This window comes from Chryseobacterium pennipullorum, from assembly GCF_003384725.1.
GTDB lineage: Bacteria > Bacteroidota > Bacteroidia > Flavobacteriales > Weeksellaceae > Chryseobacterium > Chryseobacterium pennipullorum.
The window spans coordinates 77781-92743 of the sequence record NZ_QNVV01000015.1 but is presented as its reverse complement, the minus strand read 5'-3'; the positions used below and the strand labels follow the sequence as shown (position 1 = coordinate 92743).

General features: G+C 37.9%; 14 protein-coding genes. 11 read left to right on the top strand and 3 right to left on the bottom strand.

Annotation, left to right across the window (positions count from 1 at the left end; translation table 11 throughout):
• Window positions 1–13: 13 nt before the first annotated feature.
• Window positions 14–1138 (bottom strand): ferredoxin--NADP reductase, encoded by a 1125-nt coding sequence (locus tag DRF67_RS15615; RefSeq protein ID WP_115929228.1) that lies wholly within the window; start codon window positions 1136–1138, stop codon window positions 14–16.
• Window positions 1139–1171: 33 nt separating this feature from the next.
• Between DRF67_RS15615 and DRF67_RS15610 the strand changes: the two genes are divergently transcribed.
• The 11 genes from DRF67_RS15610 (at window position 1172) to DRF67_RS15560 (ending at window position 11951) form a co-directional block, all read left to right on the top strand.
• Window positions 1172–1732: a TlpA family protein disulfide reductase gene (locus DRF67_RS15610; RefSeq protein WP_115929227.1), complete on the top strand. Its 561-nt coding sequence runs from the start codon at window positions 1172–1174 to the stop codon at window positions 1730–1732.
• A gap of 24 nt (window positions 1733–1756) precedes the next feature.
• A complete protein-coding gene (locus tag DRF67_RS15605; RefSeq protein ID WP_115929226.1) occupies window positions 1757–2728 on the top strand; it encodes an iron ABC transporter permease in 972 nt (323 codons plus the stop codon).
• Window positions 2729–2829: 101 nt separating this feature from the next.
• A complete protein-coding gene (locus DRF67_RS15600; protein ID WP_115929225.1) occupies window positions 2830–3753 on the top strand; it encodes an ABC transporter ATP-binding protein in 924 nt (307 codons plus the stop codon).
• A 165-nt stretch (window positions 3754–3918) separates the two neighbouring features.
• Window positions 3919–4371 (top strand): MarR family winged helix-turn-helix transcriptional regulator, encoded by a 453-nt coding sequence (locus DRF67_RS15595; RefSeq protein WP_115929252.1) that lies wholly within the window; start codon window positions 3919–3921, stop codon window positions 4369–4371.
• Between the two features lie 9 nt (window positions 4372–4380).
• Window positions 4381–6786, top strand: a complete 2406-nt coding sequence (locus tag DRF67_RS15590; RefSeq protein ID WP_115929224.1) for a 3-hydroxyacyl-CoA dehydrogenase/enoyl-CoA hydratase family protein — start codon at window positions 4381–4383, stop codon at window positions 6784–6786.
• Window positions 6787–6873: 87 nt separating this feature from the next.
• Window positions 6874–7338: an IS200/IS605 family transposase gene (gene tnpA, locus DRF67_RS15585; RefSeq protein ID WP_115929223.1), complete on the top strand. Its 465-nt coding sequence runs from the start codon at window positions 6874–6876 to the stop codon at window positions 7336–7338.
• A 104-nt stretch (window positions 7339–7442) separates the two neighbouring features.
• Window positions 7443–8621: a thiolase family protein gene (locus DRF67_RS15580; protein ID WP_115929222.1), complete on the top strand. Its 1179-nt coding sequence runs from the start codon at window positions 7443–7445 to the stop codon at window positions 8619–8621.
• Between the two features lie 40 nt (window positions 8622–8661).
• Window positions 8662–9018: a four helix bundle protein gene (locus DRF67_RS15575; protein ID WP_115929221.1), complete on the top strand. Its 357-nt coding sequence runs from the start codon at window positions 8662–8664 to the stop codon at window positions 9016–9018.
• A 53-nt stretch (window positions 9019–9071) separates the two neighbouring features.
• Entirely contained in the window at window positions 9072–10850 is a 1779-nt protein-coding gene (locus tag DRF67_RS15570; RefSeq protein WP_115929220.1) for an acyl-CoA dehydrogenase family protein, read from the top strand.
• A 238-nt stretch (window positions 10851–11088) separates the two neighbouring features.
• Window positions 11089–11424 carry a YegP family protein gene (locus DRF67_RS15565; RefSeq protein ID WP_115929219.1) on the top strand — a complete coding sequence of 112 codons (336 nt, stop codon included), beginning with the start codon at window positions 11089–11091 and terminating at the stop codon, window positions 11422–11424.
• Window positions 11425–11504: 80 nt separating this feature from the next.
• Window positions 11505–11951 (top strand): phosphohydrolase, encoded by a 447-nt coding sequence (locus DRF67_RS15560; protein ID WP_115929218.1) that lies wholly within the window; start codon window positions 11505–11507, stop codon window positions 11949–11951.
• On the opposite strand, the gene DRF67_RS15555 is transcribed toward DRF67_RS15560, so the two are convergent.
• Together DRF67_RS15555 and DRF67_RS15550 are read right to left on the bottom strand one after the other, a co-directional pair.
• Entirely contained in the window at window positions 11948–12664 is a 717-nt protein-coding gene (locus tag DRF67_RS15555) for a DUF2490 domain-containing protein (protein ID WP_115929217.1), read from the bottom strand. The genes DRF67_RS15560 and DRF67_RS15555 overlap by 4 nt on opposite strands.
• A 71-nt stretch (window positions 12665–12735) precedes the next feature.
• The gene (locus DRF67_RS15550) at window positions 12736–14547 is read right to left on the bottom strand and encodes a TonB-dependent receptor plug domain-containing protein (RefSeq protein ID WP_115929251.1); all 1812 of its coding nucleotides are present in this window, start codon (window positions 14545–14547) and stop codon (window positions 12736–12738) included.
• Window positions 14548–14963 lie beyond the last annotated feature (416 nt).

Sequence of the window (14963 nt, the reverse complement as noted above, 5' to 3'; positions counted from 1 at the left end):
TTCCTAATAATTCTCAACTAAGATCAAAGTTAAGCTTTATTTTTTTACTTTTCACAATCGACATGCAGGCCAATATGTGGCCCTGGGACTCTTCTTTCTCTGTAAGATATTCATTTTCCAGCAGTTCTACCTCTCCTTCCTCCAAAGAACATTCGCAACTTCCACAGATTCCCGATTTGCAGGAATATGGAACAGGAAATTTCTGAATCAGAAGCTGTTGCAGAATTTTATCCCGATTGTCAGGAATCGTTGTCACATATTTCTTTCCAAGCATTGTAAATTCCACTTCAATATCTTCAATCAACGGAAATTCCTTTTCGACGGGATAAATATCATCATTATACTCTTCAAAAAGCTCGAAATGAATATTTTTCTTAGGAATTCCGTGATGATAGCAGGCATTTGCCAGGGTTTTGATCATCTCTCCTTTTCCACAGATCAAAACTTCATCTACAGCATCCCAAATGGTAGATTCTTCATCTGTATCATCCAGGTGGAGGATCTGATTAATAATCAGGCTAAGTTTTTTTTCATCCAGTCTTCCATAGAAAAACTGATCCGCTGTCTTCTCCTGTGAGAAAAAATAAAAAATCTGAAGCCTGTCACCACATGTTCTGGCCAGGTTATCGAGCTGTTCGCGAAAAATCAGATCTTCTGAGCTTCTGTTTCCAAAAAACAAGAACAATCTTGTCCTGTGCTCGTTATGCAGAATATTTTTAAAATGACTTAAAATTGGAGTGATCCCTATTCCCGCCGCAAAGGCCACAATAGTCCTGAACTCACTGGGCTTGGAAACCAGTGTAAATCTTCCACCAGGCTCACTGACCATCAGCTCATCTCCTACCTCATAGTTCATAAACAGTTGAGAAGTAGCACCTTCTTGTGAATTCACCTTTATTCCAAGACATATTCTTCCTTCATACGGAGCGGAGGTCATTGAATAGTCATTAATTATTTCTTTTCCATGTGACTGAAATTTCACACTCACATACTGACCTGCCTCAAACCTAAAATTTTCTTTCAGGTGCCCCGGAATTTCAAACTCCAGGGAAAAAGTATTTTTGGTCAGCTCTTCCTTTTTCGCTATTTTTAACGGATGAAACTGTATAAGTTTCCCTTTATAGATTTGTTGTTCCATAACTTCAATTCAAAAATAGATAAAAAATAATTTATGAAGAAGATAATTTTATCAACGTTGATCTTAACGGCTCTTTACAGCTGTAAAAAAGAGGGCCAGAAAACGGACACCGATACCGCTGCAGATTCAACTTCAGTAAACCAGAATTCAAATTCGGAAACAGCAGTCTATATTCCGAAAGAACTTTCTCCGGAAAATGTAGGCCAGCACCTTGCTAAAAATAATGATACTTTATATGTTACCAATTTCTTTGCGACCTGGTGTGGCCCATGTATGAAAGAAATTCCGAGCTTCAAAGATAAAATGCAGAAGCTTGAAGGTAAGCCTGTAAAATTTACGTTTGTCAATCTGGATGATAAATCTGAATGGGATACGGCCGTTAAAGATTTTGTGGTTCAGAATAATCTGGGACGCAATGTTGTTTTGCTGGACGGACAGAAACTGGATCAGAATTTCTTTACCAATAACTTCAAACAGTGGGACGGAGGTTCTATTCCTTTCACATTTATGCGAAAAGGTGATAAAACCGATGAATATCTTGGAATGATGACTGAAGATGTCCTGAATTCAAAAATTGATGCTTTTTTAAAGTAAATCCTACAGAACCCTTTCAGAAATATGTCTATAAGGTTTAAAATCCTGTGTTTATTATTAATGACAGCAATCCTAGTGGGAGCTGCTATTAATCTGAACACAGGATTTCTGAATTTAAGTTTACAGGATTTTTTTCAGAATTCCGTTCATAACCAAATCGCTGAAATCCGGGTTAACCGTGTATTGGTAATGCTTTTGGCAGGAATTTCAATTCCCACCTCAGGTTTTCTGATGCAGGAATATTTTCAAAATCCTTTGGCAGGTCCGGATATACTGGGAATCACTTCAGTTGCCAGTCTATCGGTAGCTTTTTACATCTTCTTTTCCCACGACATCCTTCTGCCTGAATTTCTTCAAAATAGTTTTCTAAGCTTAGCCGCTATCGGCGGAAGTTTTATATTGATGCTGATTCTTCTGTCGATGTCAAATAAATTTCAGGATAAATCCTATCTTATCATCTTTGGATTCCTGGTATCTGCTTTTGCCGGCGCCATCGTTTCGTTACTTCAGTTCTACGCGGAAAATCAAAGTCTGAAAAATTATATTCTCTGGTCGTTCGGGGCCAACAATATGGTGAGCAGAAATCAGATTTATGTTTTATCTCTATTGGTTGCTATAGGACTGTTCTTCTGCTTCAGAACGATAAAGCCTTTGATCGGAAATTCTCTTGGAACCGCCTATGCTCAAAGTTTGGGAGTAAACCTCAAGCAACTGAAATTTTTCATCATCATATCCTCTTCCCTGCTCTCGGCCTCTGTGACTGCATTTTTAGGGCCTATTCTCTTCATAGGAATTATTGTCCCTCATTTCTGCAGGCTGATATATAATCCGTCCAAACTTTGGCAGCAATGGATTCTGAATATATTCCTGGGCATGCTTATCATGTTGTTGTTTTCTACCATTGCTGAGAAAACCCAAATCCCTTTGAATGTGATCAGTTCTGTTTTTGGAATTCCTGTGATCTTGCTGATGCTTTTGAAGCAGAATAAGGTATAAGGGTTATTGGTGAATAACAAACAGCAAGTTTTCCTTATAACTCAATTTAAATCTTATTTTTGTAAAATCATATTACGCATTTGCGTATAACCACCGCCCCTATGCAGCTAGAAATCAAAAACGCAAACATCGGTTACAACAAAACATTAGTATCAAATGCTAATGCCAATCTGAAACTTGGTGATGTTTGTCTGCTGATCGGTAATAACGGGGTGGGAAAAACAACACTGATCAAATCTATACTTCATCAGCTGCCCTTAATACATGGAGAAATTGCTATTAATGGTAAAAATGTAAAAAACCTTTCTGTAAAAGAAATTGCAGAGAATATTGCAATTGTCTTTTCAAAGTCGGTTATTCCGCAGCATTATACCGTGGAAGATCTTATTTCTCTAGGGAAATACATCTACTACCCTTTTTATTTTGAACTCAAGAAAGAAGACCGTGAAGAGGTGGCTCATATAATAGAAGAGCTGGACCTTAACGAATACAGGTATACACTTCTAAAAAATCTTTCAGACGGCAATCTTCAAAAAGCATTGATAGGACGGGCCATTACTCAGAACTCCCCTGTCATCATTCTGGATGAACCAACGACCCATCTGGATGAGAAAAATAAAATCATTATCTTAAAAACACTGAGAAAACTGGCGAAGGACCAAAATAAACTCATTCTGTTTTCTTCGCATGACTGGAGGCTCGCTAAGGAATTTGCTGATAAAATATGGTATATTAAAAACTCCACTCTCTATGCGGGAATTGTTGAAGATATTTTACTTCAGCATGATGAACTGACCAATGCTTCCCTGTTTCAGATGAATGCCGATTATATCCCCCCACACATCTCCGCTCCGCAGGTACCCAAAGAGATGCTGTATTCTCTGCTTCAAAAAAACTTTCAAAAAGACCTTTCCGCTCTGAATTTTGAATTTCAGAACCGTTTTTGGATCATCACTAAAGGTTCTTCCCAATACCAATGTGAATCTTTTGAAGAAATCATTCATTTAGTCACAAACATTCATTAATACCTAATTTTCTTTGATTATTTCACATACTATGCATGCATAGTATTATGCTAATCATACAATTTAATCTGTTTATTGTCAATCTGTTAACAAAATTTAACGTTAATAAATACTATGCATGCATAATATTTACTAAATTTGGGTAAAACCATTAGCGCAAAAATGATGGATAATAACAGAGAGAAAATAGAAAACGTAGATTTAATTTTAAAACAGACCTGGCTGGCTGTTTCAAAAATGTATACAGAACTGGCTCAGGAACATGATTCCACAGCAGTGCAAGCCCTCACCCTTCTGAAAATAGATCCCAAAGAAGGAACCCGAAGTACCAATCTTGGTCCCAAGATGGCTATAGAACCCACCTCTTTAACGAGAATCATCAAGCTTCTTGAGGATAACGGCTATATCTATAAGGAAAAAACGACCACAGACAAACGGGAGGTCATCATTAAGCTTACTGATAAAGGATTAAATTCCAGAAACATGTCTAAGGAGGTCGTTGTCAACTTTAATAAAAAGGTGATGGAAAAAATTGCTCCAGAGAAAATGGAAACGTTCAAGGATGTGATGACTGAGATCATGAAAATTGCAAACGAATTATTAAATAACAGAAAATAAATTATTATAATGAAAAGAAGAATCAAACACGTAACGGTTCTTGGTTCAGGAATTATGGGAAGCGGTATCGCAGCCCACTTCGCCAATATTGGTGTGGAGGTGTCATTATTAGACATTGTTCCTTTTGAACTGACTGAAGCTGAACAGAAAAAAGGTTTGACCAAAGATGACAAGGCAGTAAGAAACAGAATCGCTTCCGAAAACTTTGAAAAACTTAAAAAAGCGAGTCCTGCACTTCTTTATTCACCTAAGTTTGCAGATCGAATCAAAGTTGGAAACTTTGATGATGACTTACAGAAAATAAAAAATACGGACTGGATTATTGAAGTTGTCGTTGAAAGACTTGATATTAAAAAATCGGTCTATGAAAAAATAGAACAGTTCAGAAAGCCGGGAACATTGATATCTTCCAATACTTCTGGTATTCCAATTCATTTGTTAACAGAAGGAAGAAGTGATGATTTTAAAAAATATTTTGCAGGAACACACTTTTTCAACCCGGTAAGATATCTTCCTCTTTTAGAAATTATCCCTACCCAGGATACTGACCCTGAAATCATTGATTTCTATATGAATTACGGGGCAAAATTCCTTGGAAAAACAACCGTTTTAGCAAAAGATACTCCCGCATTCATCGCCAACAGAATCGGAGTATTCTCGATGATGGATCTTCTGCATAATGTGCAGAAACTGGGGCTTACCGTTTCTGATGTAGATAAGCTGACCGGTCCCGTTATCGGACGTCCGAAATCTGCAACGTTCAGAACTGCTGATGTTGTAGGTCTGGATACCTTGGTAATGGTAGCCAACGGTGTACGCCAAAGCGGCGCAGAAGCCAATGATTTTAATGATGTCTTTGCTCTCCCTCCTTATATCCAGACCATGATGGATAATAAATGGCTGGGTTCCAAAACCGAGCAAGGTTTCTATAAAAAAGTGAAAAAGGCAGATGGAAAGTCTGAAATTCACGGCCTTAACCTTGATACTTTAGAGTATGAGCTTCAGGGAAAATCATCATTCCCTACCCTGGAATTAACCAAATCGATTGATAAACCAATTGACAGATTCAAAGTATTAATTGTAGGTAAGGACAAAGCCGGTGAACTGTATAGAAAATCATTAGGAGCCCTGTTTGCCTATGTTTCCCATAAAGTACCAGAAATTTCTGACGAAGTTTATAAAATTGACGACGCCATGAGAGCAGGATTCGGATGGGAAAACGGACCGTTCGAAATCTGGGATGCCGTAGGGGTAGCAAAAGGTATCGAACTGGCAAAAGATGCAGGATACGAAGTTTCAGATTGGGCAAAAGCGCTTGCTGAAAAAGGAGAAACCTTCTATAAAGTAAATGATGAAGGACAAAGCATCTACTACGATAAAAACTCAGGAAACTATAATAATATCCCTGGACAGGACGCTTTCATTATCCTGGACAATATCAGAAAGAACAAAACACTCTGGAGTAACTCGGGTGCTGCTATCGAAGATCTTGGAGACGGAATTATCAACTTTGAAATCCGCTCTAAAATGAACTCTCTGGGAGGTGAAGTTTTGGACGGTCTTAACAGAGCTATCGATCTTGCAGAAAAAGAATATGACGGATTGGTTGTCGGAAATCAGGGAACCAATTTCTCAGTAGGAGCAAACCTTGCCATGATCCTGATGATGGCTATCGAACAGGATTGGGATGACTTAAATATGGCAATTGCCTATTTCCAGAAGTCAATGATGAGAGTGCGCTATTCCTCTATCCCGGTAGTCGTTGCTCCCCATGGAATGACTTTAGGAGGCGGCTGCGAAATGACCATGCATGCTGATAGAGTTGTTGCAGCAGCAGAAACCTATATCGGACTGGTAGAAACCGGCGTGGGTGTAATCCCTGGTGGTGGTGGTACGAAAGAACTTACCCTAAGAACATCAAGGGAATTCCATAATGATGACGTTAAAAACAACCGTCTCCGTGACGCTTTCATGAATATAGCAATGGGTAAAGTAGCCACTTCAGCCTACGAAGCTTACGATATGGGAATCCTGGAAAAAGGAAAAGATATCGTTTCCGTAAGCAAAAACAGACAGATTGCAGAAGCCAAAAAAGTAGCAAAACTATTGGCAGAGCAAGGCTATACTCAACCGATTGAGCAAAGAGTAAAAGTTCTGGGTAAGGACGCTTTAGGGATGTTCTATGTAGGGACAGATCAAATGTTAACAGGAAAATACATTTCTGAACACGACAAGAAAATTGCAGATAAGCTAGCCAACGTTATGGTAGGCGGAAACTTATCTGAACCGACAGTCGTTACAGAACAATATCTGTTGAACCTTGAAAGAGAAACTTTCCTTCAGCTTTGCGGTGAGAGAAAAACTCTGGAGCGAATTCAGTATATGTTACAAAATGGGAAGCCGTTGAGAAACTAACGGCGAGCTCCGTAGGAGCGAACTGTTAATAGCGATTGAATAATTTTAAAAATCAGAAAGCCTCCTAGAGGCGACCTGTTAATTTTTATGGCAAACACATATACCCAAATTTATATTCAAATTGTTTTCGCAGTCAAAGGAAGACAAAATCTGATTTCAAGAGAAAACAGGGAAGAATTACATAAATTGATTACAGGTATCGTTTCCAATAGAAATCAAAAATTATTCGCAGTTTTTGCAATGCCTGATCATGTGCACATTCTTGTAAGTATGAATCCCACAGTTTCAATTTCAGATTTAGTAAGAGATATTAAAGCCGGTTCTTCAAAATTCATTAATGAAAAAAAATGGATGGATGGAAAATTCAATTGGCAGGAAGGATATGGAGCTTTTTCTTATTCTAAAAGCAGCGTTGATACGGTTGTAAAATATATTTTAAACCAGGAAGACCATCATAAAAAGAAAACATTCAGAGAAGAATATTTTGATTTTCTGGAAAAATTTGAAATTGAATATGATCCGAAATATGTATTTGAATGGATTGAAAATTAACAGGTCGCTCCTCTGGAGCTCCACAAATTGCAAAACAACATAAGCTATAAACAGTTTACCTCTACGAGGCAAAATCTTTCAAAAACAATTTAATTAAACAAAAAATGAAAACAGCATACATCGTAAAAGGATTCAGATCAGCAGTAGGAAAAGCACCAAAAGGTTCCCTGCGCTTTACTCGTCCTGACGTCATGGCAGCTACTGTTATTGAAAAATTGATGGCAGAGCTTCCACAACTGGATAAAAACAGAATTGATGACCTTATCGTAGGAAATGCAATGCCTGAAGCAGAGCAAGGTCTTAACGTTGCCCGTTTGATCTCTTTAATGGGACTGAACACGGACAAAGTTCCGGGCGTAACGGTCAACAGATATTGTGCTTCCGGAAGTGAGGCTATTGCTATTGCTTCTGCAAAAATACAGGCTGGAATGGCTGACTGTATTATTGCCGGAGGTACAGAGTCTATGTCGTACATCCCAATGGGAGGGTATAAGCCGGTTCCTGAAACAGATATCGCAAAAACCAATCCTGATTATTATTGGGGAATGGGATATACTGCAGAGGAAGTAGCTAAACAATATAATATTACAAGAGAAGAACAGGATCAGTTTGCTTTTGAGTCACATATGAAAGCTTTAAAAGCAAATCAGGAGGGGAAATTTGCCAACCAGATAGTCCCTATTCCTGTAGAATATAATTTCCTGGACGAAAATCAGAAAATGCAGACTAAAAAGTTTGATTTTTCTGTAGATGAAGGTCCACGAGCAGATACTTCTTTGCAAGGTCTTGCTAAGTTAAGACCTGTATTTGCCAATGGAGGAAGCGTAACAGCCGGAAACTCTTCTCAGATGAGTGATGGAGCTGCCTTTGTCATGGTAATGAGTGAAGAAATGGTAAAAGAATTAGGTTTGGAGCCTGAAGCAAGATTAGTTGCTTATGCTGCAGCTGGATTGGAGCCAAGAATCATGGGTATGGGACCTATCTACGCTATTCCTAAAGCTTTAAAACAGGCAGGGCTGGAATTAAAGGATATCGAACTTATCGAGCTTAATGAGGCTTTCGCTTCTCAATCTGTTGCCATCAAAAAAGAATTAGGCTTAAATCCAGATATTCTAAATGTAAACGGAGGAGCCATCGCTTTGGGTCACCCTCTTGGATGTACCGGAACGAAATTAACGGTTCAGCTTCTTGACGAGATGAGAAAGCGTGGCAATAAATACGGAATGGTTTCTATGTGTGTGGGAACCGGACAGGGAGCAGCTTCTATTTTTGAACTATTATAGAATAGACTAAAAGAGCAAAGAATAAAGAGAAAAGAACTAGATGAAACATAATTTCAAGCATCTAAATATCTGGAAACTTTCCATTGAATTAGCTGATGAAGTTTATGTAGCTACTGACAGTTTTCAGAAAAATGAGGAGTTCGGGCTGAAATCTCAAATTAGAAGGTGTGTGGTTTCAGTCGCTTCAAATATTGCTGAGGGATCTAGTAGAAGTTCTAATAAAGACTTTAACCGGTTTTTAGAAATAAGTCTGGGTTCTCTTTATGAATTGCAAACTCAAATTATAATTTCAGGAAATAGAGACTATTTTGAAATGTCTAAAACTGAAAAACTAGAAAATAAAATAACAGAACTACAGAGAATGATATCTGGCTTTCAAAGAAATTTAGTACTATAAAGTCTTTATTCTTTTCTCTTTGTTCTTTAATCTAAAATTTAAAATAATAACAAATGAGCAATATACTTAAAGGTGGGGAATTCCTAATTAAACAAATTCCTGCAAACGAAATTTTCAGTCTTGAAGAGCTGAACGAGGAACAGAAGATGCTTCGTGATTCTGCTAAAGAATTTATTGACAGAGAAGTTATTCCACAACATGATCGTTTTGAGAAAAAAGATTATGCATTGACAGAAGAAACAATGCGTAAATTAGGGGAAATGGGACTGTTAGGAATCACCGTTCCAGAAGAATATGGCGGTTTGGGAATGGGATTTGTGAGTACAATGTTGGCTTGCGACTATGTTTCCGGAGGAAATGGCTCATTAGCAACAGCTTATGGGGCACATACGGGAATTGGAACTCTTCCTACTCTCCTTTACGGAAGTGAAGAATTGAAAAAGAAATACCTTCCGGATTTAGCTACAGGAACAAAATTCGGAGCCTATTGTTTGACTGAGCCGGATGCAGGATCTGATGCCAACTCAGGAAAAACAAGAGCAAAATTGTCTGAAGATGGAAAACATTATATCATCAATGGACAAAAAATGTGGATTTCCAATGCCGGTTTTGCAGATACTTTCACATTATTTGCAAAAATTGATGATGATAAAAACATCACCGGTTTTGTGATCAACCGTTCAGAATTAGAAAATCCGGACAGTTTAACATTTGGTGAAGAAGAGCATAAATTAGGTATTCGTTCCTCTTCTACCCGTCAGGTTTTCTTCAATGATATGAAAGTTCCTGTTGAAAATATGTTAGGCGAAAGAAATAACGGTTTCAAGATCGCTTTGAACGCATTGAATGTTGGTAGAATTAAATTAGCAGCTGCAAACCTTGATGGACAAAGAAGAATTTTAAACCATTCCATTCAATATTCAAATGAAAGAAAGCAGTTTGGTGTTTCAATTTCTACTTTCGGAGCCATCAGAAAGAAAATTGCAGAAATGTCAACCGGAGTTTTTGTAAGTGAAGCGGGTTCTTACCGTTTAGCAAAAAATGTTGAAGATAAAATTGCAGAATTAGTCGCTGGCGGCATGGACCATCAACAGGCTGAATTAAAAGGTGTTGAAGAATTTGCAGTAGAAGCGTCAATCCTTAAAGTTTTCGTTTCTGATCTTACTCAAAATACAGCTGATGAAGGAATCCAGATTTATGGCGGAATGGGATTCTCAGAAGATACCCCGATGGAATCTGCATGGAGAGATGCCAGAATTGGTAGAATTTATGAAGGTACAAACGAAATCAACAGGTTATTGGCGGTAGGAATGCTGATCAAGAGAGCAATGAAAGGAGAATTAGATCTTTTATCTCCTGCAATGGCAATCAGCAAAGAGTTGATGGGAATCCCTTCATTTGAAGTTCCTGACTACTCAGAGTTCATGAGTGAGGAAAAAGCGATCATCGCTAATCTTAAGAAGGTATTCCTTATGGTTTCAGGAGCCGCTCTTCAGAAATATATGATGGATATCGAAAAACAACAGCATTTATTGCTTAATGCATCGGAGATCCTTAATCAGATCTACATGGCAGAATCGGCAGTACTAAGAGCTGAAAAACATTTCTCTCCTGATTCTGTAGAAGCAGCTATGGCTCAGCTGAACCTTTATAAAGCCGTTGAAAAAATCATTGTGGCTGCTAAAGAAGGAATTATTTCTTTTGCTGAAGGTGATGAGCAGAGAATGATGCTTTCAGGATTGAGAAGGTTTACAAAATATACAAATCATCCTAATGTAGTGGCATTAACTGAAAAGGTGGCTGCTCATTATATCAACAAAGGAAATTATTAGTCTTATAACATAAATTTGATTCTGAACGCCCCATTTTTGGGGCGTTTTTGCGTACGATCATACCTATAATCTTTAAAGTCCTGTTTTGGATCAAGCGTAAAAGTATATATTGAAAAATAAGTTCCTCACTACTTTTTGTACCTGAATACCCTGTTTTCATTAGGGAAACATCCGGAGTTTTAAATATTTTTAGTATTTTTATTAAAACTAAAAACGATTAACTCAAATTAAAAAACATATGGGAAAATTTATTGTTTCAAAAAGAACAAATGGTGATTTTCAGTTTAATCTTAAGGCTGGAAACGGACAGGTTATATTGACCAGCCAGGGGTATAGCACACGGTCTTCCTGCGAAAATGGAATAGGCTCTGTAAAAACCAACGCACAGGAAGATTCTAAATTTGAAAGAAATGTAGCCAAAGATGGCAGATGCTATTTCAACCTTAAGGCCGGAAACGGTCAGATCATTGGTACCAGCCAGATGTATGAATCTGACAACGGAATGGAAAACGGAATAGAATCGGTAAAAAACAATGCTCCCAATGCTCCTGTAGAGGATGAGAGCAATATGTAAAATCAAAAGAAAATAATTCTGATAAAAATGCCTTTGTTTTTAGGGCATTTTTTATTTTTGTACTCTATTTTTCATCAGCAATGACAAAAGAAGAACTATTAAATAAAGCCATAAAAATTGCCGATAAGGCTCATAAAGGACAAACCGACAAATACCATGCTCCCTACATCGCCCATGTTATGCGGGTAATGGAATATGGAAAAACAATGGATGAGAAAATTGTAGGAGTCTTACATGATGTGGTGGAAGATCATCCGCTGGAATTCAGTCTGGACTATCTCAGAACGGAAGGTTTTCCGGAATATATTATTTTTGCAGTCAGCTGCCTGACTAAATTTGATCCGGAAGAAGACTATGATGAGTTCGTTAAAAGAACAGAAAGATCGCCCTTAGCCGTTGCGGTAAAACTTAATGACCTCCGTGATAATATGGACCTCAGAAGGGTAAACAGAGAGCTCACCCCTAAGGACATTAAAAGGTTCAATAAATATCTTAAAGCGTACCGGTATCTTATAGAAAAATATTAATCTGCACCAGGGAAATCATACGTTTTGGTATGGTGATCTGTATCGTCTATATTGATGTTTAAAGCCAAATAAATAAAGTGTAGGTTTTTGTTTCCTTTTGCTTCAAACTCACGCTGCCATAGATATCCGGTCAGGATCCCAAAATACTCGTCAATCTGATAGCCAAAACCGCCGTACACCCTGTTTCTGGCAAATGTAGGCTTCATGGGACTTACAAGGAATATCTCGTCATAAACGTTGGCAAAAACAGTTCCTTTCTTGATGGTTTTGGCATTCAGAGGGACACTTATATTCAGACGGTAACGATAGCGCATTCTTTGGGATGACTTGTCGATCTTCGGCTCATAAAACCAGCTTTTCTCAGCCCGCAAACGGTTTTCAAATTTTACAATCCCTTTTTTGAAGTCGATAACATCCTGAAGCCACATCCTGAATTCTTCACGGCTCAGGCTGTGTTCTTTATAATTGACATACCTCCCAAGTCCGATGAAAGGTTTATGGTTTTTGGTCAGATTATACCCTACGCCTCCTTTTATTTCATAATAATCCGGATACGTATAGTCTTCGTTACCCCGAAGCTGGCCTTCCCCATACAGGAAAAATTTTGGATGAAATTTATAGGTTAAGGTTACTGCATTGAAGCTGGAAACGTGTTCCTGTGCTTTAAAAAAAGAAATGCCCAAAAGTAAACTTAATCCTAATAACCGTTTCATAAAAAATTTTTGCAAATGTATATGTTTTAACAATTTGTTAATATTAATTTTCATTAACATCGAATTAATATCTACTTAATATTAATTGTGTAAGAAAAACCAATATGAAACCATCTTTGCGGCATTTCGACACCAAAGGCTTCCGTGTATTGTGTATTGGTAATATTATTCACCAGAACATACACTGAATAGTCTTTTTTTGCAAAGCTTAATTTCTCATCCAGAAGGTTATAGCTCCCCAGATTCATTCTCTCACTGTACCTGTAAACCAGCTCATTGGTAAAGTTTTTAAGAAATCGGGTTTCCAGCTTTGAAACCAATTGATGCTTCAGATTATCAAGAATATATCTTGAAACAAATTCATCAGACTGCTGATATTGGCTGTCGATATAGGTGTATCCTACCATATACTTCAGCCAGTCCGTTATTCTATGACTAAGCTCGGCTTCGATTCCCCTTATTTTGATGTCGCCAACATTTTCTGCAAGCCATACTTTATCGTTTGCGTTCTTTTTAACCCAGTCGATAGAATTGCTTGAGTTTCTTAGAAAACCACTGATTTTTGCCAGAACATGTTTATTCTGATACTGGTACCCTACTTCAGAGGAAATAGCATTTTCCGGCTGTAACGCAGGGTTCCCTTTTTCAGTAGGACTTACGTAGTAAAGCTCTGTAAAGGTGGGAATCCGATGTACTTTTGCTATGTTTCCATAGATTTTACTGTTCGGAGTAAAATTATACCCTACATCCAATCCCGGATAAAAGAAATTTCCTTCTTTAGAATAATTAGCCCATGAAATTCCCGGGCTTATGTTCAGTTTCTTGTCCAGCAACGAGAAATGATGTTCAAAGAAAACCTGGGAAACAAAACGGTTAGGGTTTCCTAAATTGCTGCTTACCAGGAATTCCTTTCTCAGTTCTACCCCTATTCCGGTTGTCCCCAAACCCCATTGATAGCTGGAGTTCATTTCACCCCCTACATTATTTCCGATATGCATATTCCTATATCCTTTAGGATTCTGCCGGGTATACAAGTACATGTCCTGCCCTCTTCTCCAATACACATTTGAATTGAATTTCAGTTTTCCAAAGGTCTGCTGATGAGCGACACTCACGATGGATGCCTGGGTTTCCTCATACTGTTCTGTAGCACTTTTGGAGGCGTAAAATCCGTTTGCTCCAAACTTTTTTTCTGAAAAACCGGCCTGTAGCCTCAGGTCTCCGTTTTTAATATTCAGTTTTCCCTGATAGAATACATTTCTGATCTCGTAATCGGTATTATACATATATCCCTGCGAACCAGCAGAATTCGCCTGAAGGGAATTTGAAAACTTTTCGTTACCAATCTGGGCATTGAATCCCAATCCATAGGTACTGTAGTCTCCACCGTCAGCGCTTATTTTCACTTTCTTTCCCGGAGATGTTTTGGTGATGATATTGATCACCCCGGCATACGCATTCTGACCGAAGCGTCTCGCAGCAGGGCCTTTGATCACTTCAATTTTTTCTACATCATCCAGATCCACCGGAACATTCATATTATTATGTCCGGTCTGCGAATCATTCATTCTGATTCCGTTCAACAGAAGAAGCACCTGTTCAAACGAGCTGCCACGAAAACCGATATCACTCTGAACTCCGTTGGCCCCACGTCTTCTGATATCCATACCGGGGATCTGCTGGAGGATCTCATCAATACTCCTTGCCGGAGAATGGGCAATATCTTCTTTGGTAAGAACCGTGATATTCTGGTTGGCACTTTTATATGGGGTAGAGATAAATTTCCCTTGAAATTCAATGTTTTCTATATCTGTTGTCTTTTCCTGGGCATTCACCCATAGCAGAGATCCGAGAAAAAAAACACTTCCTATCTTTTTGATCATAATCGTTTCCGTAGTTTTCGTTATATAACAGGATTCAAAAGTAAGGGAGTTCATGAAGACAGACAAATGATACTTGTCATAAAAAAAAATGCAGCAAAGAGGCTGCATCTTGTGTCGAAGTGAATAATTTTTATCGTTTTCTCATTAAATGTGTAACCAGATCTCTGAATAATTTTCTCATTCTTATATTACATATTTATGAATGCAATTTTAAATAATTTTAAAATACAAAACAATACCTGCACAAAAAAACATAAGAAAACTCCCTCAATCGTTTTGAATACGACAATAATAAAAACTAATAAAACAATAAGTCTAAAAAATCGCTTTATTTTTTCTGTGTGGTACCCGGTTATTTTTATATCCGAAAGATATTTTGCATCTTCTTCTTTTAAATTTTAGCATGAAAAGAAGCG

What these genes read in the sequence shown, in the direction of transcription:
- DRF67_RS15615 (WP_115929228.1), bottom strand. Translation starts at nt 1,138, where the DNA reads ATGGAACAACAAATCTATAAAGGGAAACTTATACAGTTTCATCCGTTA.
- DRF67_RS15610 (WP_115929227.1), top strand. Translation starts at nt 1,172, where the DNA reads ATGAAGAAGATAATTTTATCAACGTTGATCTTAACGGCTCTTTACAGC.
- DRF67_RS15605 (WP_115929226.1), top strand. Translation starts at nt 1,757, where the DNA reads ATGTCTATAAGGTTTAAAATCCTGTGTTTATTATTAATGACAGCAATC.
- DRF67_RS15600 (WP_115929225.1), top strand. Translation starts at nt 2,830, where the DNA reads ATGCAGCTAGAAATCAAAAACGCAAACATCGGTTACAACAAAACATTA.
- DRF67_RS15595 (WP_115929252.1), top strand. Translation starts at nt 3,919, where the DNA reads ATGGATAATAACAGAGAGAAAATAGAAAACGTAGATTTAATTTTAAAA.
- DRF67_RS15590 (WP_115929224.1), top strand. Translation starts at nt 4,381, where the DNA reads ATGAAAAGAAGAATCAAACACGTAACGGTTCTTGGTTCAGGAATTATG.
- tnpA (WP_115929223.1), top strand. Translation starts at nt 6,874, where the DNA reads ATGGCAAACACATATACCCAAATTTATATTCAAATTGTTTTCGCAGTC.
- DRF67_RS15580 (WP_115929222.1), top strand. Translation starts at nt 7,443, where the DNA reads ATGAAAACAGCATACATCGTAAAAGGATTCAGATCAGCAGTAGGAAAA.
- DRF67_RS15575 (WP_115929221.1), top strand. Translation starts at nt 8,662, where the DNA reads ATGAAACATAATTTCAAGCATCTAAATATCTGGAAACTTTCCATTGAA.
- DRF67_RS15570 (WP_115929220.1), top strand. Translation starts at nt 9,072, where the DNA reads ATGAGCAATATACTTAAAGGTGGGGAATTCCTAATTAAACAAATTCCT.
- DRF67_RS15565 (WP_115929219.1), top strand. Translation starts at nt 11,089, where the DNA reads ATGGGAAAATTTATTGTTTCAAAAAGAACAAATGGTGATTTTCAGTTT.
- DRF67_RS15560 (WP_115929218.1), top strand. Translation starts at nt 11,505, where the DNA reads ATGACAAAAGAAGAACTATTAAATAAAGCCATAAAAATTGCCGATAAG.
- DRF67_RS15555 (WP_115929217.1), bottom strand. Translation starts at nt 12,664, where the DNA reads ATGAAACGGTTATTAGGATTAAGTTTACTTTTGGGCATTTCTTTTTTT.
- DRF67_RS15550 (WP_115929251.1), bottom strand. Translation starts at nt 14,547, where the DNA reads ATGATCAAAAAGATAGGAAGTGTTTTTTTTCTCGGATCTCTGCTATGG.